This window comes from Pseudoalteromonas sp. 2CM28B, assembly GCF_023161935.1.
The window spans coordinates 25,403-46,982 of sequence record NZ_JALNTH010000048.1; the positions used below are offsets into that span (position 1 = coordinate 25,403).

Sequence of the window (21,580 nt, forward strand, 5' to 3'; positions counted from 1 at the left end):
TTTATTATGCAAATAACCATTTCAAGAGAACAATTTTTAAAGCCATTAGTGCAAGTATCGGGTGCGATTGAACGTAAACATACGTTACCTATATTATCTAATGTATTGTTAGTGGTAGAAAACGGGCAACTTTCAATGACAGGCACAGACCTTGAAATTGAACTAGTTGCAGGTGTTTTTGTTGGTGATGATATTGCCGATACAAAGTTAACGCTACCTGCTAAAAAATTACTCGATATTTGTAAAAGCCTGCCTGATGGTTCTGAGCTTACATTGAGCTTACAAGAGCACCAACTGCTTTTAACCAGTGGTAAAAGCCGCTTTTCACTTACTACACTTGCCGCGGAAGACTTTCCTAATTTAGAGCAGTGGGATGGCGAGGTTGAGTTTCAGCTAACGCGTTTAGAGTTACGTAAGTTACTTGAAAGCACGCATTTTTCAATGGCTAACCAAGACGTTCGTTATTACTTAAATGGCATGTCGTTTGAAGTAGATAATACCGACATTAAAACAGTGGCCACCGATGGCCACCGTTTGGCAATAGCGCAAAAAGAATTAGGCCAATCGTTAAATACGCAGCGTCAATTAATAATACCGCGCAAAGGTGTGCAAGAAATTATGCGCCTAATGGTTGCCGATGAAGAATTAGTTACTATTCAATTTGGCGCTAACCATATTCGTATTATCGATGTGGAATTTACTTTTACCAGTAAGTTAGTGGATGGCCGCTTCCCTGATTATCGCCGCGTATTACCACGTGGTGGAGATAAAGTAATTACCGCTAACCGTGAATGGTTACGTAATGCGTTTCAACGTGTGTCTATTTTATCTAACGAAAAATTTAGAGGTGTGCGTTTAAACCTTGCCAATGGCTTACTTAAAATTACGGCTAATAACCCTGAGCAAGAAGAGGCTGAGGAAATAGTAGAAGTAATGTATGAGGGTGATGAGCTAGAAATTGGTTTTAATGTATCGTATGTATTAGATGTACTAAATACATTAAAAACAGAAGATGTACTATTTACATTAGCAGATTCAAACAGCAGTGCACTTATTGAAGGTGCGGGCGATGAAGAAGCAATGTACGTGGTTATGCCTATGCGATTATAAGATACCCATTATAAATGAGTTTAAGTCACTTGAGCCTCAAGTATTTTCGTAATATTGAGGCACTGACGCTAGAACCAGTCAACGGCGTTAATATAATTTATGGTGAAAACGGCAGCGGAAAAACCAGCCTTTTAGAGGCTATTTATTACCTTTCTCACGGCAAATCTTTTCGAACACCTAAACATAAAAGTATTATTCAACATCAGCAAGATCAGTTTGTAATACACGGCCGCAAAGCGCTACACGACTTGTCTATTCCTATTGGGATTAGTAAAACCCAAAGTGGTGAAACTAATTTAAAAATACAAGGCAAAGCCAGCAGAAAAATCTCTGAACTTGCACAGTTAATGCCTGTGCAAATTATTACACCCGAAAGCTATTCATTGTTTTTTGGTGGCCCAAAAGAGCGACGTAAGTTTTTAGATTTGGGTTTGTTCCACGTGGAACATGAGTTTTTTTATTTATGGCAATCGTTTAATAAAGTGCTTAAACAACGCAATGCATTATTAAAAAGTAAGCCAAAGAATTATTTTGACCAAATTAGGTTTTGGGACAAAGAATTTGTTAGACTGGCAGAACAAATAAATAAATTAAGAATGGCGTATATAAGTAGGTTTAAGCAGCAGTTTTTTGATAAAATGTGTGCAGAATTAACGCTTATACGCGATTTAGAAATCAACTTTAATGCAGGTTGGAAAGACAGTGAGTCTTTAAGTGATGCATTAGAGCAAAACTTTGAGCGAGACGCTCGCCAAGGTTTTACAAGTAAAGGCCCTCATAAGGCCGATTTTAGTTTTAGTGTCGCTGGCAACAGCGTAGAGAATACGTTTTCACGCGGTCAATTGAAGTTATTGCTTTATGCGTTAAAAGTAACGCAAAATAGTTTAATTGAGTCAGAGACAGATAAGCAATCTATATTGCTAATAGATGATCTACCTTCAGAGTTAGGCGAGGATACAAAAGAGAAAGTGGGACAATTATTGGCTCACTGCAGTTCTCAAATTTTTATTTCTTCAATTTTGTCTGAAAGTATTTCTGCTGTGGTGGAACCCATGCAACGAGAACTACAAATGTTCCACGTGAAACATGGCAACCTAATAACAAGATAAGTGGGATTAACCATGTCTGAGAATTATGATTCGTCGAGTATTAAAGTACTTAAAGGATTAGACGCAGTAAGAAAGCGTCCTGGAATGTATATAGGGGACACCGATGATGGCACAGGCTTACACCACATGGTGTTTGAGGTCGTTGATAACTCTATCGATGAAGCCTTAGCAGGTCATTGTGATGATATTTATGTAACGATTCACTTAGACGGTTCAGTCTCTGTAAGAGATAACGGTCGTGGTATCCCAACTTCTATCCATGAAGAAGAAGGTGTGTCTGCTGCCGAGGTTATCATGACGGTACTTCATGCCGGTGGTAAGTTTGATGATAACTCTTATAAAGTATCAGGTGGCTTACACGGTGTTGGTGTATCGGTAGTAAATGCATTATCAGAAAAACTAACTCTTACTATTCGTCGTGAAGGCAAATTGCACGAGCAAACTTACAGCATGGGCGTACCTAACGCTCCATTAACTGTTATTGGCGATGCTGACACTACGGGTACTGAACTGCGTTTTTGGCCAAGTGGCGAAACATTTACAAACCTTGATTTTCATTATGATATTTTAGCTAAGCGTTTACGCGAGCTATCGTTTTTGAACTCTGGTGTAAGCATCATCTTATCTGATGAACGCGAAGAAAATAAAACCGACCACTTTAAATATGATGGCGGTATTCAAGCGTTTGTTGAATACTTAAACCGCAATAAAACACCTGTACATAAAGGTGTATTCCATTTTACTCACGAGCGTGAAGAAGATGGGATTAGCGTTGAAGTTTCAATGCAGTGGAACGATGGCTTCCAAGAAAACATTTACTGTTTTACTAATAACATTCCACAACGTGATGGTGGTACTCACTTAGCCGGTTTTAGATCTGCGCTAACACGTACACTTAATAACTACATGGAAAAAGAAGGCTTTAACAAAAAAGCTAAAACAACCAGTAATGCAACGGGCGATGATGCGCGTGAAGGCTTAACAGCGGTTGTTAGTGTTAAAGTACCTGATCCTAAGTTCTCATCACAAACTAAAGACAAGCTAGTATCAAGCGAAGTTAAATCTGCGGTTGAGCAAGCAATGGCTGAAAAGTTTTCTGATTTCTTATTAGAAAACCCAATGGATGCCAAAATTGTTGTTGGTAAAATTATTGATGCAGCACGAGCACGTGAAGCGGCGCGTAAAGCCCGTGAAATGACTCGTCGTAAAGGCGCTATGGATTTAGCAGGTTTACCTGGTAAATTAGCTGACTGCCAAGAAAAAGACCCATCATTATCTGAACTATACATAGTGGAGGGTGACTCAGCTGGCGGTTCAGCCAAGCAGGGTCGTAATCGTAAAAACCAAGCAATTTTACCACTTAAAGGTAAAATCTTGAACGTAGAGAAAGCACGCTTTGATAAGATGCTTTCTTCACAAGAAGTAGCGACGCTAATAACAGCCCTAGGTTGTGGTATTGGCCGTGATGAATATGACCCAGAAAAACTACGTTACCACAGCATCATTATCATGACCGATGCGGACGTGGATGGTTCTCACATTCGTACATTGCTACTAACATTCTTCTATCGCCAAATGCCAGAAATTGTTGAGCGTGGCTATATTTACATTGCACAACCGCCACTTTATAAAGTGAAAAAAGGTAAGCAAGAGCGTTATATTAAAGACGATCCTGCACTAGTAGATTACCTAACATCACTTGCACTAAATAATGCAGCGCTTTACACAAGCGAAGATGCAAGTGCAATTGAAGGTGAAGCGCTTGAGCAAATAGTACAAGATTACCAAAACACAGTTAAAGTCATTGAGCGCTTAAAACGTAAATACCCTAACACGGTAATGGAACGTTTGATTTACCAAAGCGAGTTAAAAGTAGAAGACTTATCTAACGAAGCTAAGGTAATTGAGTGGACTAAAGAGCTTGTTGATGACTTAGTTGAACGTGATGAAGATGCGACAATTTTCCATGCGGGTACTGAGCATGATGCAGAGCGCAACTTGTACTTCCCGGTTGTGAATATTCGTCAGCACGGTGTGGATAAAGCACACGTATTACATTACGACTTTATCGCCTCGCGCGACTACCAACGCATTGCTGTGACTGGCACGAAGATCGCAAACATCTTAAAAGAAGGCGCATATGTTCAACGTGGTGAGAAAACAAAACCTGTTGATAACTTTGTGGATGCTTTGGAATGGTTGATCGCAGAATCTAAGCGCGGGATCTATATTCAGCGCTATAAAGGATTAGGCGAAATGAACCCTAGCCAACTGTGGGAAACCACAATGGATCCTAGCGCTCGTCGTATGTTACAAGTAACAATTGAAGATGCTGTAGCGGCAGATCAATTGTTTGCAACATTAATGGGCGATCAAGTTGAGCCACGTCGTGAGTTTATAGAAACCAACGCACTTCGCGTAGTTAACTTAGACGTGTAAAAAATTATACTTACATCTTAAAAGGAGCCTAATGGCTCCTTTTTTATTTTAACAACCGCACAAACTGCTTAAAACCTGCGTGTGCACAAGGTATACTGAGGGTAATTTTCACGCTACTTTCAGATAGTAAAAAGCCAAATATGCAAAAATATGACGTTAAAACCTTTCAAGGTTTGATCCTGGCTTTACAGGATTATTGGGCGCAGCAAGGCTGTGTCATTATTCAACCACTTGATATGGAAGTGGGCGCAGGGACATTTCACCCGCAAACATTCTTAAAATCTATTGGCCCTGAGCCAATGTCGAGCGCATACGTACAACCGTGTCGCCGTCCTACTGATGGTCGCTACGGCGAAAACCCAAACCGCTTACAGCATTACTACCAATTTCAGGTAGTTTTAAAGCCATCACCAGATAATATTCAAGAGCTTTACTTAGGCTCACTAGAAGCGATGGGAATTGATACCCTAACGCACGAAGTACGCTTTGTAGAAGATAACTGGGAATCGCCAACACTAGGCGCTTGGGGCTTAGGTTGGGAGATTTGGCTAAACGGTATGGAAGTAACGCAGTTTACTTACTTTCAGCAAGTAGGGGGCTTAGAGTGCTCTCCTGTAACCGGTGAAATTACTTACGGCCTAGAGCGTTTAGCAATGTACATTCAAGGCGTAGACAGTATTTACGACCTAGTATGGGCAGACGGTCCATTAGGGCGTGTAACTTACGGCGATGTATTCCATCAAAATGAAGTAGAACAATCTACTTACAACTTTGAACACGCAAACGTAGATGACTTATTCGCACAGTTTGATAAGTGTGAAGCTGAGAGCCAAAAGCTAATAGAAGCAAATTTACCACTACCTGCTTACGAGCAAGTAATGAAAGCATCGCACGCGTTTAACTTACTCGATGCGCGCCATGCAATCTCAGTAACCGAACGTCAGCGTTATATTTTACGCGTTCGAGCGTTATCAAAAGCGTGTGCACAAAGTTATTACGATGCACGTGAAGCGCTTGGTTTTCCGCTGTGTAAGGATAAGTAAGCATGTCAGCACAAAATTTATTAGTAGAAATTGGCACCGAAGAGCTGCCACCAAAAGCACTGCGCAAATTAGCAGAAGCCTTTGCCGCAAACTTAACTGCAGAGCTTGAAACACTAGAGCTTGGGCATGAAGGCGTAAGCTGGTATGCATCGCCTCGTCGTTTAGGTTTACAAGTAAAAGCGCTTGCAGCAAAGCAGCAAGATAAAGAAGTAGAAAAGCGTGGCCCTGCAACTAAAGCCGCGTTCGATAGCGAAGGTAACCCAACTAAAGCAGCAATGGGTTGGGCACGTGGTTGTGGTATTGACGTAAGTGAAGCACAAACTCTTGAAACCGACAAAGGCGCTTGGCTTTTACATATTGCTAAAGTAGCAGGACAAGAAACCAAAACGCTGATGAGCGATGCCATTGCAAAGTCGTTAGCAAAGCTGCCAATACCTAAGCCAATGCGTTGGGGCGCGAATAAAACACAATTTATTCGCCCAGTTCATACCGTTACTATTTTATTTGGTGAGGAACTTATTGAAGGTGAAATTTTAGGTAAGCAAGTAACTAATCAGTTACAAGGCCACCGTTTTCATCATCCAGAAAAAATCACCATTAACCATGCTGATGACGTGTTCGACGTATTAAAATCAGCCTACGTTATTGCTGATTACGAACAACGTAAAGCGCAAATCCGTGCACAAATAGAAGAAGCGGCAAGCGCAGTGAATGCGGTTGTTGCAATGGATGAAGACTTATTAGAAGAAGTTACTTCACTAGTAGAGTGGCCAGTAACGTTAACGGCAACATTTGAAGAAGCATTTTTAGATGTACCTGCCGAAGCGCTAATTTACACCATGAAGGATGATCAAAAATACTTCCCGCTATTAGATCAGAACGGCAAACTTTTAAATAAGTTTTTGTTTGTATCTAACATCGAAAGTAAAGATCCAAGAGTGGTTATATCTGGTAACGAAAAAGTAGTGCGCCCACGTTTAGCTGATGCGCAGTTCTTCTTTGAAACAGATAAAAAGAAAACCCTAGAAAGTCGCTTAGAGTCACTTGATACTGTTTTATTCCAAAAGCAATTAGGTACGCTTAAAGATAAATCTGTACGTATTAGCGAACTTGCCGGCTACATTGCAGAGCAACTTGGTGCCGACAAAGACCTTGCAAAACGTGCTGGCCTATTAAGTAAAACAGACTTAATGACCGAAATGGTAATGGAATTTACCGACGTGCAAGGTGTAATGGGTATGCACTATGCACGCTTTGATGGCGAAGCAGAAGATGTAGCTATTGCACAAAACGAGCAATACATGCCGCGTTTTGCGGGTGACAATTTACCTACAAACCTAATCAGCTGTGCAGTAGCAATTGCAGATAAGTTTGATACGCTGGTGGGTATTTTTGGTATAGGCCAAGCACCAAAAGGTGACAAAGACCCATTTGCACTTCGTCGTGCTGCCATTGGTGCACTGCGTATCATGGTAGAAAAAGAGCTACCGCTTGATATTTTAGACCTAGTAGCAAAAGCACAAACACTGTTTGGCGAAAAGCTTACTAACCTAAATGTATCAACCGACGTATTTGACTTTATGCTAGGGCGCTTTCGCGCATGGTATCAAGACGAAGGCATTGAAGTAGATGTTATTCAAGCAGTACTGGCACGTCGTCCTACTAAGCCTACTGACTTTGACCGTCGTGTTAAAGCAGTAAGCCACTTCCGTACGTTAGACGCCGCAGAAGCGCTTGCAGCAGCGAATAAGCGTGTAGGTAACATACTAGCTAAAAATAACATTACCACCGAAGGTGATGTTGATGAGAGCCTATTAAGCGACGACGCTGAAAAAGTATTAGCATCACAAGTAGCAAAATTTGCAACTGAGCTTGCACCACTTTACGCTGATGGAAGCTACCAAGAGGCATTAAGCCAATTGGCTGGTATTCGCCAAAGTGTTGATAACTTTTTTGACAACGTCATGGTTATGGCCGACGATGAAGCTGTAAAGCAAAATCGCCTCGCACTATTAAGCCAGTTAAGCCGCTTATTTTTAGATATTGCAGATATATCTGTACTACAAAAATAACACCGCTTAAGCCAATAAAAAGCCAGCGTATTGCTGGCTTTTTAGTTTTAACAGAACGAAGGAAACCCATTAATGATGCCAATGAAACGAATTTTAACGCTTGCCATTGTCGGCTTACTCACAGCGTGTACTAGCCAAGTGTCTATTAACGACGTACTGCCACAGCAAGAGCTGGATAAAACAATTTACCTAAGAGGCGATTTTACGCTTTGGGATGCAGAGCCTCAGTACCAGTTTATGCCAGTAGGCGGCGCGCTTTACCAAGCAGAAGTTAAATTTAGCACCCCAGGTAAAGTGTACGAATTTAAAATAGCCGATGCCGATTTTAGCGAAGGCTACAACTGTGGCTACAGCGATGCCCAACCTGCAGGGCAAAAACTAACGCTCGGCCAACCCGTACTTGCAGACTGCAATACTATTTATAACTACTTTAGCTACACGCCAGCGATAAAAGGCACCTACATAGTAAGTATTGATTACAGTGATTACGATAAGCCACAAGTGACGATTACTAAGAAATAGCTGTTAGTTGGGAGCTGTCAGCTTTTAGTTGCCCGAGTGGGCTTATAGATTTGCGACAAGGATGTTGTAGGTAGAGTGAAACGAAACCCAACATGTGCGGCGAATAAAACTGTTCTGCTGGTTATCAAATACGTTGGGTTTCGTAAAACTCAACCCAACGTACATCAATAATAATTTTTATTGATTGCTATAAATATACAATCAAATTAATGAGCTTAGTTAGTCTAATTACAGTCGTAAACCAAAAGCGCGGTAATAGGTAAGTAGATTTTAAGTAGGTTGGGTAGAGTGAAACGAAACCCAACATATGCGGCGAATAAAACAGTACTGCTGGTTATCAAATACGTTGGATTTCGTAAAACTCAACCCAACCTACATCAATAATAATTTTTATTGATTGCTATAAATTTGCAATCAAATTAATGAGCTTAGTTAGTATTAATTACAGTCGTAAATCAAAAGCGCGATAATAGGTAAGTAGATTTTAAGTAGATTTTAAGTAGGTTGGGTAGAGTGAAACGAAACCCAACATATGCTGCGAATAAAACTGTGCTGCTGGTTATCAAATACGTTGGGTTTCGTAAACTTGTCTTGATTATAATTAACAAAACTAATCTATACTCTTATTTATCTGTTTATTTTATGGATAAAAATATGCGTTATAAACGTATGTTAGAGGCGGGCGCATGTTATTTTTTTACGGTAAATTTAGAAGATAGATCTCAGCCTTTGCTTGTGGAAAATATAGAGTTATTACGCCGTGTATATTCAAAGGTGGCAAAAAAGCATCCAATAAAGACGATTGCAATTGTTATCATGCCCGATCATCTTCATGCTATTTGGCAATTACCAAAAGGTGATAGTAATTACGCAATGCGTTGGCGACTTATAAAATCAGGCTTTTCTCGAGAGCTGCCAGCAACAGAGTTTTGTAATAAAAGTCGAATAGCGAAAGGAGAGCGCGGGATTTGGCAGCGTCGCTATTGGGAACATAAAATTAGAGATGAAGAAGACTTAAATAATCATATTAATTATATTCACTACAACCCGGTGAAACATAACCATGTTATTAAAGTGAGTGATTGGCCATTTTCAAGCTTTCATCAATACGTTAAAAATTCAAAACTAAGCCAAGATTGGGAGTGCAATAATGATTCAACCACTTTGTATGATGAATAAAATTTCGGTGTTATAAAACAAGTTGGGTTTCGTAAACTCTACCCAACCTACATCTGGTTTAAGTTCTTAACGATGCGTTAAATATTCAAAAATAACCTAACTTACTAAACCAACTTTCAAACCTTAAAGCCCTTTCTTCACCACATACCTATACGGTGCTTCATCGGCGTCTGTGGCCACCAGCGTGTGATCCATAAACGTACAAAAACTTGGAATATCACGGGTGGTTGATGGGTCATCAGCGGTAATTAATAACGTTTCACCGTCGTTCATCTTACGAATTGCAGCGCGTAACATCATTACAGGTTCTGGGCAGCGTAGGCCCATGGCGTCTAATTGGTGATCGGGATTATCAAAGCTCATAAAAAGTTACCTGTAAAAATAGTCGCGGCTTGGTTAGGTCGGGTAGTTTAGCGCAATTAATCTGTTTGGTTAACTGTTTTGCATATAACGGGTAAGCGTAATACAGTAAAAAATAATCTGGTTTAAATTTAATACACCCGATCACATTATTCATATCAGCAATAAGCTGGTGGCATAAAAAAAGGCGAACTAACTTGCGCTAGTTCGCCTTTTTAATCACCAAGATGGTCTACATGTTTAAGTTAATACTTAGTCTTGAACACGTTCAAATACAGTCGCGATGCCTTGGCCTAAACCAATACACATAGTTGCTAGACCATATTTTGCATTTTTGTCTTCCATTAAGTGTATAAGCGAGGTGCTAATACGCGAACCTGAACAACCTAGTGGGTGACCAAGTGCGATTGCGCCGCCGTTTAAATTCACTTTTTCATCAACCACGTCTGCTAAACCTAAGTCTTTAAGTACAGGCAGTGATTGTGCTGCAAATGCTTCGTTAAGCTCTGCTACGTCAATATCATCAATAGTAATACCAGCTTGTGCAAGTGCTTTTTTACTTGCTGGTACTGGGCCGTAACCCATGATTGATGGATCGCAACCGGCAACAGCCATTGCTTTAACGCGTGCACGAATTGGTAAGCCAAGCTCTTTTGCTTTTTCTTCGCTCATTACTAACATGGCTGATGCGCCATCAGAAAGTGCAGAAGATGTACCCGCAGTAACCGAGCCAGAGGCAGGGTTAAATACTGGGCGAAGCTGAGATAAACCTTCAACCGTTGTTTCAGGGCGAATTACTTCATCATCTTCAACTAAAATTAAAGAGCCATCAGCTGCGTGACCTTCCATTGCTAAAATTTCGCGGCGGAAACGGCCTTCAACTGTTGCAGCATGTGCACGTTGATGTGAGCGATAAGCAAACTCATCTTGCTGTTGACGGCTAATACCGTGAATAGTAGCAAGGTATTCTGCAGTTAACCCCATAGAGCCAGATGCTTGTGCAATTGAAGTTGCTAAGCCTGGGTGAAAGTCGTTACCGTGAGTCATAGGAACGTGACCCATGTGCTCAACACCACCAATAAGGTAAGTGTCGCCAGCGCCTGTCATAATTGCGCGTGCTGCGTCATGCAATGCTTGCATTGACGAGCCACATAAACGGTTAACGGTTGTAGCAGGTACTGAGTGTGGAATACCTGCAAGCAGTGATGCGTTACGTGCAACGTTAAAGCCTTGCTCTAATGTTTGCTGTACACAGCCCCAATAAATATCGTCAATTGATGCAGGGTCAACTGCTGGGTTGCGCTCTAATAACCCTTTCATAAGGTGAGCACTTAAATCTTCCGCACGCTTGTTTTTAAATACGCCGCCTTTTGAGCGACCCATTGGTGTGCGGATACAATCTACAATTACTGGATTATTCATGATATTAACCTTCCACCTTATAGAAAACACGACCTTCTTCGGCCCATTTGCGAGTTTGTTCTGATACTTGGTAAATCGCACCTAGGTGAGCATATTTGTCTGCTGCTGCAACAAAGTTAGCTAAACCTGTTTGATCTAAGTAACGGAACGCGCCGCCTCTAAATGGAGGGAAACCAACGCCGTATACAAGGGCCATATCAGCTTCTTGAGGAGAAGCAACAATGCCTTCTTGTAAACAAAGTAGTACTTCGTTGATCATTGGGATCATACAACGGTCGATAATTTCTTGTTTATCAAATTCTTTCGGTGCATCAGTAATTGGCGCTAGTAGCTCAATTGCTGTTGCATCGCTTGATTTTTTAAGACGACCACGACGGTCTGTTTCGTACTTGTAAAAACCTGCTTTGTTCTTTTGACCAAAACGTTTTTCGTTAGCAAAAACAGTCACCGGATCTTTTTCTGCGCGTGCCATACGCTCAGGGAATCCGTCAGCCATTACGCCAGTACAGTGATACGCCGTATCAATACCTACAACATCAAGCAGGTAAGCCGGGCCCATTGGCCAGCCAAATACGTTTTCCATTACTTTATCTACTTTTGCAAAGTTAGCGCCTTCAACAACTAATTTGCTAAAGCCTGCAAAGTAAGGGAATAAAACACGGTTTACAAAAAAGCCAGGGCAATCGTTAACAACGATAGGTGACTTGCCAAGTTTAAGCGCGTAATCAACAACTGCATTAATTGTTTTATCAGAGGTTTTTGCACCACGGATAATTTCTACTAATGGCATTTTTGGCACTGGGTTGAAAAAGTGCATACCACAGAAGTTTTCTGGTTTATCTAACGCTTCTGCAAGCAAGTCGATACAAATAGTCGATGTGTTTGATGTAAGTACCGTGCCTTCAGGCATGTTCTTTTCAAGGTCAGCTAATACCGCTTGCTTAACTTTAGGGTTTTCTACAACCGCTTCAACAATAATGTTGGCGTTTTGTAGGTCGGCATCGTTAAGCGTTGGCTTAATTTTACTAAGCGTTGCCAGCATTTTTTCCATTGGCATATGGCCGCGTTTAACTTTTGCACCCAGTAGTTTAGACGCTTCACCCATACCTAAATCAAGCGCATCCTGTTGGATGTCTTTCATTACAATTGGGGTACCTTTATAAGCAGACTGGTATGCAATACCGCCGCCCATAATACCTGCGCCTAATACAGCCGCTTGTTTAATTTCAACATTGCTGTGCTTAGCAAGTTTACGTGCTTTGCCTTTAATAAACTGGTCATTTAAGAAAATACCGGTTTGTGCAGCTGCTTCGTTAGTGCGCGCAAGTTTTGCAAAGTTAGCATTTTCGATTGCCATTGCTTCATCGCGAGTACAGTTGGCCGCTGCTTTAATAGTGCGAACTGCCATAACCGGAGCAGGATAGTGGCCTTTGGTTTTACCCATTACCATACCTTCTGCCATCGCAAAGCTCATGCCTTGCTCAACACGGTTTAATTTAAGTGGCTGAAGTTTAACATCGCGCTTCGCCTGCCAATCTAGTTTTCCGGCAATTGCTAATTCAAGTGTTGCTAGGCTTGACTCTAAAAGTTTGTCAGCACTAACTACCGCGTCAAACGCACCTACTTTTAGGGCGTCAGCGGCACGGTTTTCTTTGCCTGAGGTAATCCAAAGCATGGCATTATCTGCGCCAATGATGCGTGGTAAGCGCACTGTGCCACCAAAACCAGGCATTATACCTAGTTTAACTTCTGGTAAGCCCATTTTAGCGGTTTCGCTTGCAACGCGATAATCGGTAGCAAGTGCCCACTCACAGCCGCCGCCAAGTGCCAAGCCATTTATAGCGCTAAGAGTTGGGAATGGTAAGTCTTCGATTGCGTCAAAAACGTCGGTTGCGTTTTTGATCCACGTTACTAATTCTTCTTCTGGTTTAGTAAATGTTGGTAAAAATTCGAAGATATCTGCACCAATAATAAAGTGATCTTTATCACTGGTGAAAATCATGCCTTTGATATCAGAATTAGACGCTAATTCTTTTAATGCTGCTGCACAATCTGAAAGAGTTTGCTGAGATAGTGTGTTTACAGAACCTGCAACACAAAACTTAAACTCGGCGATGTTTTCCTTTAGGAAGCTAACTTCAAAGGAATCGCTTTTATATAACATTATTATTCTCCCTAGTTGACGAACTAAGACTGGTACGATGAGTTTGCATTTCGACCAGTGTGCTTGCTTTAAAATTAAAATGCAACGAAAAATTTAACTCGGTTACAAACGGTTGGTTAAAATATAGCTGGTTTGGTGCTAAGGTGTACTGGAATGTGCTAAAGGTACTCATTAATTATTATGAGTGCGTAAATTAAATGTTGTTCATACTTTATTAAAGGCACTCTCATTATTGTTTTAGTGTCTCAAACTGGAAATTATTAACCCTGACAGGTCGTTAAACCTAAAGGATATTATGAAAAAATTTTTATTAAGCGCTGTGGCAGCTGCCTTTATTCTTCCTTTTAGTTCTGCCCAAGCGAGTATCGATAATGACGCGTTTTTAGATGCTGAAAAAAAAGTGCGCTATGGAAGCTACCAAGACTTTAAAGAAGCAATAAACGGGTTAGACCACCCGCTAAAGCCGTATGTCGAAAAAACATATTGGCAACGCCATCCCAATTTTAAATACCAAAGCGAAATTGAAGATTACCTAACCATTTATGAACATACCCCGCTTGAGTGGCCGGTACGCAAAGCGTGGTTAGAGTATCTTGAAAAAAACAATAAAAAAGCAGCTTATATAAAAAACTACCGAGAAACGTCTAACGCAGCGCTAACATGCACGTTTTTAGATTTTCAGCTTGATTTAGGGGCGCCAGAAAAAGCCATTTTTAATCAGGTTACCGATTTATGGACGGTGGGTAAGTCGCAACCGAATGAATGCGACCCGCTATTTTCGCTTTGGCGCAAAAAAGGTTATTTAAATAAAGAGCTTGTATGGAAGCGCATAACGCTTGCAGCGCAGGGCGGTACGCAAAGTTTACTCCCTTATTTAAAAACGTTGTTACCCAAAAACGAGCGTTACTTAGCCGATTTATATTTAAAAGTACGCCGCGACCCTAGTGCGGCCGCAGGCTTGTATCGTTATAAAACTAAGTCGGCAAAAGAAGCGCAAATAGCCATTTATGGAGTTAAGCGTTTAATTTGGCGCGATAAAGCGCTGGCTTTAAGAGCCTGGCAAAAGCTAGAAAAAATGTTTACCTACAGCGATGAAGAAAAAGCAGATTTATATTACACGTTTGCTTTATCGCTTGCTTCAAGTGGGCATAAGCAGGCCAGCTTTTGGCTTAATAAAGTGCCTAAAGCGCGACAAGACAGAAAGTTAATTCAGTGGCAACTTGGTAATATGCTTAAAACCCAAGACTGGGAAGGCATAGCGGCTTTTTTTACAGGTAAAGACGATTTAAGTTTAGGTCAGCAATATTGGCTTGCTTATAGCTATGCTAAGCGAGGCGAGCAACAAAAAGCAGACGAAATTTGGACTAAAGTGGCCGCTAACCGCGATTACTATGGTTTTTTAGCGGCGGCACGATTAGGACTGCCGGTTGATTTAAACAATCAGCCTTTGCAGGTTGATCAAAAATTAGTAGAGAAGGTGAAGAATGCGCCGGGCTTTAAACGTGCAAAAGCACTTTACGAACTCGAGCGTTTTACCTCTGCTCGCAGAGAATGGAATTACTTAACGAACACCTCTACTGATGAAGAAAAACTAGCTGCCTCAAAGGTTGCAGCGCAAAACAATTGGCACGATAACGTTATTTTCACGTTAGCTAAAATTAAAGCATGGGATTATGTTGAACTGCGTTTTCCGTTTGCATTTCAAGATATATTTGAGCGCTACAGTAAACGCAGCAAAATAGACCCCGCGTGGAGTATTGCAATTGCACGGCGCGAAAGCTCGTTTGCACCAGATGCGCGTTCGCATGCAAATGCGCGTGGTTTAATGCAATTGCTCCCTAGTACGGCAGAATACGTTAACAAAGCAAGGGTATCGAGTACGCGTTTGTACCAACCTAAAACCAATATACGCTTAGGTACTAGTTACTTGCAGTACTTAAAAAAGAAAAACAAAGGGAATGAAATACTTGCTACGGCTTCTTACAACGCAGGGTATCATCGTATTAAACGCTGGTTACCTGACGAAGCCATACCAGCAGAGCTATGGGTTGAGCTGATCCCGTATAGAGAAACGCGAGATTACGTAAAAAATGTGTTTGCTTATCGCCAAGTTTATCACACCCGGATGGGCCGAGAAGGAAACGTGCTCGCGCCGTTGCTCAACATGAAAATGGGCGGGTAAATTATGTAATACCAATTGCCTAAAATATTTAGCCATTCTAGCGTGCTAAATAAAGGGCTAATAACTTAACATGATGGGTATAAGTATTAGGGGGATATTTACATGTTAAATATCCCCCTTTTTTGAGCGCTTTACGTTTAAGTGGTAGACTCAAAGCAAGTTAAATTTAACAGATGGATTAACAATGGATAAATTAGCCGTTTTATATGCAGAGCATATTGCCACATTACAACAACGTACGCGTACAATTTGTGACCGTGAAGGGCTCGAGGGTTTAGTTATTCACTCAGGCCAAGCTAAGCGCCAGTTTTTAGACGACATGTATTACCCATTTAAAGTTAATCCACACTTTAAAGCATGGCTTCCTGTTATTGATAATCCACATTGTTGGATTGTGGTAAATGGTAGCGATAAACCTAAGCTTATTTTTTACCGCCCAGTTGATTTTTGGCACAAAGTGCCAGATGAACCGCGTGATTTTTGGGCAGAGTACTTTGATATAGAATTGTTGCTACAGCCTGATCAAGTTGAAAAACTATTACCTTACGATAAAGCTAAATACGCTTACATGGGCGAATACCTAGAGGTAGCGCAAGCGCTTGGCTTTAGTATTATGAATCCTGAGCCAGTACTTAACTATTTTCATTATAACCGCGCTTATAAAACGCAGTACGAGCTTGAATGTTTACGCCAAGCCAACCGCATCGCGGTAGATGGACATAAAGCAGCACGCGATACGTTTTATAATGGTGGTAGCGAATTTGATATTCAGCAAGCGTACCTTATGGCTACACGCCAAAGCGAAAACGAAATGCCGTATGGCAACATAGTAGCGCTTAACGAAAACTGCGCTATTTTGCATTACACGCATTTTGAGCCAAAAGCACCGCTTACTCATAATTCGTTTTTAATCGATGCTGGCGCAAACTTTAATGGGTATGCCGCAGATATAACCCGTACGTACGATTTTAAAAAGCAGGGCGAGTTTGCTGAACTAGTACAAACTATGACGGCAATACAAATTGAGCTAGGCAACGCATTAAAGCCTGGCATGTTATATGGCGATTTACACGTTGATTGCCATAACCGTATTGCGCAAATTCTTAGCGATTTCAATATTGTAAACTTACCTGCAACAGAAATTGTGGAACGTAAAATTACCTCAACATTTTTTCCTCATGGCTTGGGCCATCACCTTGGCTTACAAGTGCACGATATGGGCGGCTTTATGCGTGATGATAAAGGCACCCACCAGCCATCGCCAGAAGGGCACCCATTCTTACGTTGTACTCGTAAAATAGAGAAAAACCAAGTATTTACTATTGAGCCAGGGCTTTACTTTATAGACTCATTATTAGGTGATTTAGCGCAAACCGACAGTAAGCAGTTTATTAACTGGGAAAAAATCGAGTCGTTAAAACCATACGGCGGTATTCGTATTGAAGACAATATTATTGTTCACGAAGACAGCCTAGAAAATATGACTCGTGATTTAGCGCTCGACTAAGCTAATAAAGACGAGCTCGCCAATACGCGCTAAAATACGCGAATGCAAAGGGGCCTTTTGGCCCCATTTTTAATTGAGCTTTAATTATGTCTGAATATAAATACCCCGCCGATGATGTGTTTCATCAAGAAGAAATTAAAAAAAGCACCTTTATAGTTCATATCGCGCATACGCCAGACCTACAGGCTGCTAAAGCATTTATTAAAAGCATTGAAGAAAAGTACCCAGATGCTCGTCATAATTGTTGGGCGCACGTAGCGGGTAACCCAGGCGGAAGCCATGTTTATGGTTTTTCTGATGATGGCGAGCCAAATGGTACCGCAGGAAAGCCCATGCTTAATGTGCTGGTGGGTTCTGGACTTGGCGAAATTACTGCGGTTGTCACCCGTTATTTTGGCGGTATAAAGCTGGGCACCGGTGGGTTAGTACGTGCCTATGGTGGGTCGCTTAATAATGCACTTTCGCAGCTAAAAACGGTGACTAAAGTACCGAGTATCGAGATTGTAGGCCAGAGTGAATACAGCATGCAGGGCGCAATAGAGCAATTGTTAAAAACCAATTATCAAGTACTTAATATAGAAAAACAATTTACTGCTAATATTGAATGGGTTATTACTATTGATAGCCGCCAAGCAAAACAGGCCATTAAAGATATTTTTGATTTAAGCCATGGCGCAGTTGAGTTAACTATCAAAGAGTAAGACAATAACTTACACACTTATATTTACTAATAATAAAAGCGATAAGCTACATGCAATTTCGTACCATCATAAAAATCCTTGGCCAACTTGTTGCGCTGTTTAGTATTACCATGGTGCCGCCTGCGGTGGTGTCTTTATTTTATAAAGATGGTGGTGGTGTTCCTTTTGTATTAGCGTTTATATTTAGTGTGGTTATTGGTTTAACAGCTTATTACCCAAACAGGCATGAAAACGGCGACTTAAAAGCACGCGAAGGCTTTTTAATTGTTGTACTGTTTTGGCTGGTACTAGGGGCGTTTGCATCGTTACCGCTGATTTTTTTACAAGAACCTAATTTGTCTATGGCCGATGCGGTGTTTGAGGCCTTTTCTGGCCTTACAACCACTGGGGCCACGGTACTTACCGGAATTGAATACCTGCCTAAGTCTGTTTTGTTTTATCGCCAGCAATTACAGTGGTTTGGCGGTATGGGTATCATTGTACTTGCTGTTGCTATTCTGCCCATGCTTGGGGTCGGTGGCATGCAGTTATACCGAGCTGAGATCCCAGGCCCAGTAAAAGATTCAAAAATGACCCCCCGTATTGCCGATACCGCAAAGCATCTTTGGTACATTTATGTGTCGTTAACGGTAACCTGTATGTTGGCGTATTGGGCGGCAGGTATGGAGTGGTTTGATGCTATATGCCATGCGTTTTCTACAGTGGCGATTGGCGGTTTTTCTACTTACGATGCCTCAATAGGGCACTTTGATAGCCCTGTCATTAACTTTATATGTGTTTTCTTTTTAATTATTGCTGCGGTTAACTTTTCACTGCATTACGCGGCGGTAGCGAGTCGTAATATTCAGGTATACATTCGCGACCCTGAATTTAAAGTTTTTTTACTGATACAGTTAGCGCTGGTGGTGATTTGTTTTACGGTGCTCTCATCTAACGAAATATTTGCCGATGGCGATGAAACCCTCGATCAGGCCTTATTTCAGGCGGTTTCTATGAGCACCACAGCCGGTTTTGCCACCGATAACTTTTCTACTTGGCCGCTGTTTTTACCTATATTACTTATTTTTTCGAGCTTTATAGGTGGCTGTGCAGGTTCAACCGGTGGCGGTATGAAAGTTGTACGCGTGTTTTTACTTTACCTACAAGGCATACGTGAGCTTAACCGCTTAGTGCACCCACGTGCTATATACTCTATTAAGCTTGGTCGTAAAGCCCTGCCCGATAAAGTAGTTGAAGCGGTTTGGGGGTTTTTCTCAGCGTACGCATTGGTGTTTATTATTATAATGCTGGCGCTAATGGGAACCGGCATGGATAACATTACCGCGTTCTCTGCTACGGCGGCGTGTTTAAATAATTTAGGCCCAGGCTTAGGTGATGTTGCCTCTCATTATGGCGCGGTGAGCGATGGTGCCAAATGGCTATTAACCATTGCCATGGTATTTGGTCGCTTAGAAATTTTCACCTTACTCGTGCTATTTACGCCGACCTTTTGGCGTGGGTAATAATATAAAAATGATGCTTAGGAACAGGCATGCCACATTCTAATTTAGATAAATTACAGCAGTTAACAACAGGGCGATTGGTCGACTTGGAAATTGTTACGCCTACCAGTAGTAAACGCGTAAAAACAGAGTTTATTGGCTTGCTAGAAAATAAATTTATTATTTTAAATTACCCAAGTTCAAAGCGTTTACCTGCTGCAAGTGATTACCTACGAGACGGTGTAATGGTGGTGGTAAGAGCGGTTATAGAAGGCAGTGGCGGACAAGTAATAGCATTTAGGCAGCAGCTTATGTCGGTTGCCTCACACCCTGCTAGGCTCATTTTTATTAATTACCCTAAGCAAGTGCAGTTATTTGCACTGCGCGCGCAAACACGCATACCTACCTTATTACCTGCAAAATTAACTCTCAGTGACGATAGAGTACTTGAAGGGGTGATTAAAGACATCTCGCTTACCGGGGTGATGTTTGATGTACGCGGCGATCAAAACGATGAAAATATTAAAGATATGCAATGCACGGTGACGGTTGATACCAACAATAAAGCATTTACTGGCGAAATATGCAGTGTAAAAGAACACGCCGCAGGAGTTAATTGTGGTATTAAACTTCTAGCCAGTGAAGATGAAATGAAGGCATTTATGAAAGAGCACTTTATCGATCCCGCAATGCTTGAGTTGCCATTAGAGTAAGCACTTTCGCTTAATAGCAACAAATGGCCATTTTTTATTTGAGTGGCAGTCATATTTTTTAAAACTTCACAAAATAATTTTTATTTTCTATAAAAATCAGCTGTATAGATTAGTTTTACTAGTGAGTTATTTTAATACGTTAGCTCCCCTCACGGCTAAAATTTAGTCTCTTTTTTCGATAAATCTTCATCCTTACAATTTACGCCGAAAATTGTAGCTTTTTTCTCTTGTGTAACTAGCTGTTTTTATTGCATTTAAAAACTTAGGTTTACCCTTTGTTGCTAGTTTGCAACATAAACCCCCCGCAAATTTATCAAAAATAGCCAAGTTCTCTTTTAACCAATTGAAATTAATGAGCTTTTAAAACTTGGCATTCAAGTTGTAATAGTCTGGCTGTACTGAACAATAACGTGATTTAAAGTAAAACACTTAATCGCACACATATACTTGAAGGAATTATATTATGAAAAGCATTAATAAAACTTTAGCACTTATCGCCCTTGCTTCATCATCAGCTGCATTTGCAGCAACCGATTTTGATACGTTAGATGTAGATGGCAGCGGCACGATTAGCAAATCAGAGGCATCAATTGATGCAAAACTGATGAGCATGTTCTCAGAATTAGATACTGACCAAGATGGTGAGCTATCAAAAGAAGAATTTTCAGAAGCTTAAAGTGTGGTAACAATCCTGAGTTGCCAATGACAACCTAAGTAGGCAAGGGAGCTTACGAAAAAGGATTACAAGGATTGCGTACACCACGTAGTGAACTTAACTAATTTGTTTATATTGAAGGATTAAATTATGAAGCATTTAAATAAAGCACTCGCATTTATGGCTATTGCCTCTTCTTCTGCTGCCTTTGCAGGGACTGATTTTGACACGCTAGATGTAGATGGCAATGGCGCCATTAGCCAAGCTGAAGCATCGGTTGATGCGGATTTAATGGCTGAGTTTGTTGAGCTTGATACCGATGGAAATGGTGAGCTTTCAAAGCAAGAGTTCTCTAAATACTAGGGTGTGATGATCTTTGCCAATTGAGCGCAGGGCAGCGCATGTTCACTTAGCAAAGAGTCATTTGCTCTAATCCAATGTGCATTAAAACTTAGTAGTGCACATTGGCAAAAGCACTTTTTAGTTAATTTTTAAACCCATGGATCTTAGAAAAGGATTTCCTCTTAATTAGGACACAACTATGAAAACATTAAATACAGCACTTGCCGTTATCGTATTAGCTTCTTCATCAGCGGCGTATGCTGCAGTCGACTTTGCCTCGTTTGATGCCGATGGTGATGGTGCAATTTCAAAGCAAGAAGCGCAGGTAAATTCACAGCTAGTGAAAATTTTTGACCAGCTAGATACTGATGGTAATGGTGAAATTTCTGAGCAAGAGTTTTCAAAAGTACAGTAATTAGAAGCTGCTAAGCAGGGTTGCCTAGCATTAAAAAACATACTCCACTAAAGCCGCCTTAGTCAGCGGCTTTTTTGTGTTTAACTATGTCTTGTCCTGAAATGTGTTTACACATTTAGGACTTATTTTATGAAAACCACTAAAACTAAAGACGTTAAGCGTAC

General features: G+C 41.0%; 18 protein-coding genes. 15 read left to right on the forward strand and 3 right to left on the reverse strand.

The window, feature by feature from the left end; genetic code table 11:
- Positions 1-6 precede the first annotated feature (6 nt).
- The 7 genes from dnaN to MTN96_RS32745 all read left to right on the forward strand — a co-directional run bounded on the left by dnaN (position 7) and on the right by MTN96_RS32745 (position 9,474).
- The gene (dnaN, locus tag MTN96_RS32715; RefSeq protein ID WP_004588058.1) at positions 7-1,110 is read left to right on the forward strand and encodes a DNA polymerase III subunit beta; all 1,104 of its coding nucleotides are present in this window, start codon (positions 7-9) and stop codon (positions 1,108-1,110) included.
- A gap of 14 nt (positions 1,111-1,124) precedes the next feature.
- A complete protein-coding gene (recF, locus tag MTN96_RS32720; protein ID WP_024032132.1) occupies positions 1,125-2,219 on the forward strand; it encodes a DNA replication/repair protein RecF in 1,095 nt (364 codons plus the stop codon).
- Between the two features lie 12 nt (positions 2,220-2,231).
- The gene (gyrB, locus tag MTN96_RS32725; RefSeq protein ID WP_029772815.1) at positions 2,232-4,658 is read left to right on the forward strand and encodes a DNA topoisomerase (ATP-hydrolyzing) subunit B; all 2,427 of its coding nucleotides are present in this window, start codon (positions 2,232-2,234) and stop codon (positions 4,656-4,658) included.
- 140 nt (positions 4,659-4,798) lie between these two features.
- Positions 4,799-5,701: a glycine--tRNA ligase subunit alpha gene (gene glyQ, locus MTN96_RS32730; protein ID WP_004588055.1), complete on the forward strand. Its 903-nt coding sequence runs from the start codon at positions 4,799-4,801 to the stop codon at positions 5,699-5,701.
- Positions 5,702-5,703: 2 nt separating this feature from the next.
- Positions 5,704-7,773: a glycine--tRNA ligase subunit beta gene (gene glyS / locus MTN96_RS32735; RefSeq protein ID WP_248534227.1), complete on the forward strand. Its 2,070-nt coding sequence runs from the start codon at positions 5,704-5,706 to the stop codon at positions 7,771-7,773.
- A gap of 72 nt (positions 7,774-7,845) precedes the next feature.
- Positions 7,846-8,295, forward strand: coding sequence for a hypothetical protein (locus tag MTN96_RS32740; RefSeq protein ID WP_248534229.1), 450 nt, complete (start codon positions 7,846-7,848; stop codon positions 8,293-8,295).
- Positions 8,296-8,949: 654 nt separating this feature from the next.
- The gene (locus MTN96_RS32745) at positions 8,950-9,474 is read left to right on the forward strand and encodes a transposase (RefSeq protein ID WP_126005373.1); all 525 of its coding nucleotides are present in this window, start codon (positions 8,950-8,952) and stop codon (positions 9,472-9,474) included.
- 123 nt (positions 9,475-9,597) lie between these two features.
- Here the strand turns inward: MTN96_RS32745 and tusA are convergent, their stop codons facing one another.
- The 3 genes from tusA to fadB form a co-directional block, all read right to left on the reverse strand.
- Positions 9,598-9,837 (reverse strand): sulfurtransferase TusA, encoded by a 240-nt coding sequence (gene tusA / locus MTN96_RS32750; protein ID WP_004588051.1) that lies wholly within the window; start codon positions 9,835-9,837, stop codon positions 9,598-9,600.
- 249 nt (positions 9,838-10,086) lie between these two features.
- On the reverse strand, positions 10,087-11,256 hold the full coding sequence (gene fadA / locus MTN96_RS32755) for an acetyl-CoA C-acyltransferase FadA (protein ID WP_004588050.1): 1,170 nt from the start codon (positions 11,254-11,256) through the stop codon (positions 10,087-10,089).
- A gap of 4 nt (positions 11,257-11,260) precedes the next feature.
- On the reverse strand, positions 11,261-13,420 hold the full coding sequence (gene fadB, locus MTN96_RS32760; RefSeq protein WP_248534231.1) for a fatty acid oxidation complex subunit alpha FadB: 2,160 nt from the start codon (positions 13,418-13,420) through the stop codon (positions 11,261-11,263).
- Between the two features lie 295 nt (positions 13,421-13,715).
- Here fadB and MTN96_RS32765 point away from each other — a divergent pair, with 295 nt between their 5' ends.
- The 8 genes from MTN96_RS32765 (at position 13,716) to MTN96_RS32800 (ending at position 21,416) form a co-directional block, all read left to right on the forward strand.
- Positions 13,716-15,602 (forward strand): transglycosylase SLT domain-containing protein, encoded by a 1,887-nt coding sequence (locus MTN96_RS32765; RefSeq protein WP_248534233.1) that lies wholly within the window; start codon positions 13,716-13,718, stop codon positions 15,600-15,602.
- 184 nt (positions 15,603-15,786) lie between these two features.
- Entirely contained in the window at positions 15,787-17,109 is a 1,323-nt protein-coding gene (gene pepQ, locus MTN96_RS32770; protein WP_004588047.1) for a Xaa-Pro dipeptidase, read from the forward strand.
- An 86-nt stretch (positions 17,110-17,195) separates the two neighbouring features.
- Positions 17,196-17,810, forward strand: coding sequence for a YigZ family protein (locus MTN96_RS32775; RefSeq protein ID WP_024032141.1), 615 nt, complete (start codon positions 17,196-17,198; stop codon positions 17,808-17,810).
- Between the two features lie 50 nt (positions 17,811-17,860).
- Positions 17,861-19,312 (forward strand): TrkH family potassium uptake protein, encoded by a 1,452-nt coding sequence (locus MTN96_RS32780; RefSeq protein ID WP_004588045.1) that lies wholly within the window; start codon positions 17,861-17,863, stop codon positions 19,310-19,312.
- 29 nt (positions 19,313-19,341) lie between these two features.
- Positions 19,342-20,004, forward strand: a complete 663-nt coding sequence (locus MTN96_RS32785) for a flagellar brake protein (RefSeq protein ID WP_248534235.1) — start codon at positions 19,342-19,344, stop codon at positions 20,002-20,004.
- Between the two features lie 463 nt (positions 20,005-20,467).
- Positions 20,468-20,680 (forward strand): EF-hand domain-containing protein, encoded by a 213-nt coding sequence (locus MTN96_RS32790; RefSeq protein ID WP_004588043.1) that lies wholly within the window; start codon positions 20,468-20,470, stop codon positions 20,678-20,680.
- Between the two features lie 129 nt (positions 20,681-20,809).
- Positions 20,810-21,022, forward strand: coding sequence for a calmodulin-like protein (locus MTN96_RS32795; RefSeq protein WP_004588042.1), 213 nt, complete (start codon positions 20,810-20,812; stop codon positions 21,020-21,022).
- Positions 21,023-21,200: 178 nt separating this feature from the next.
- Positions 21,201-21,416 (forward strand): EF-hand domain-containing protein, encoded by a 216-nt coding sequence (locus tag MTN96_RS32800; protein WP_004588041.1) that lies wholly within the window; start codon positions 21,201-21,203, stop codon positions 21,414-21,416.
- The last annotated feature ends 164 nt before the right edge of the window (positions 21,417-21,580 follow it).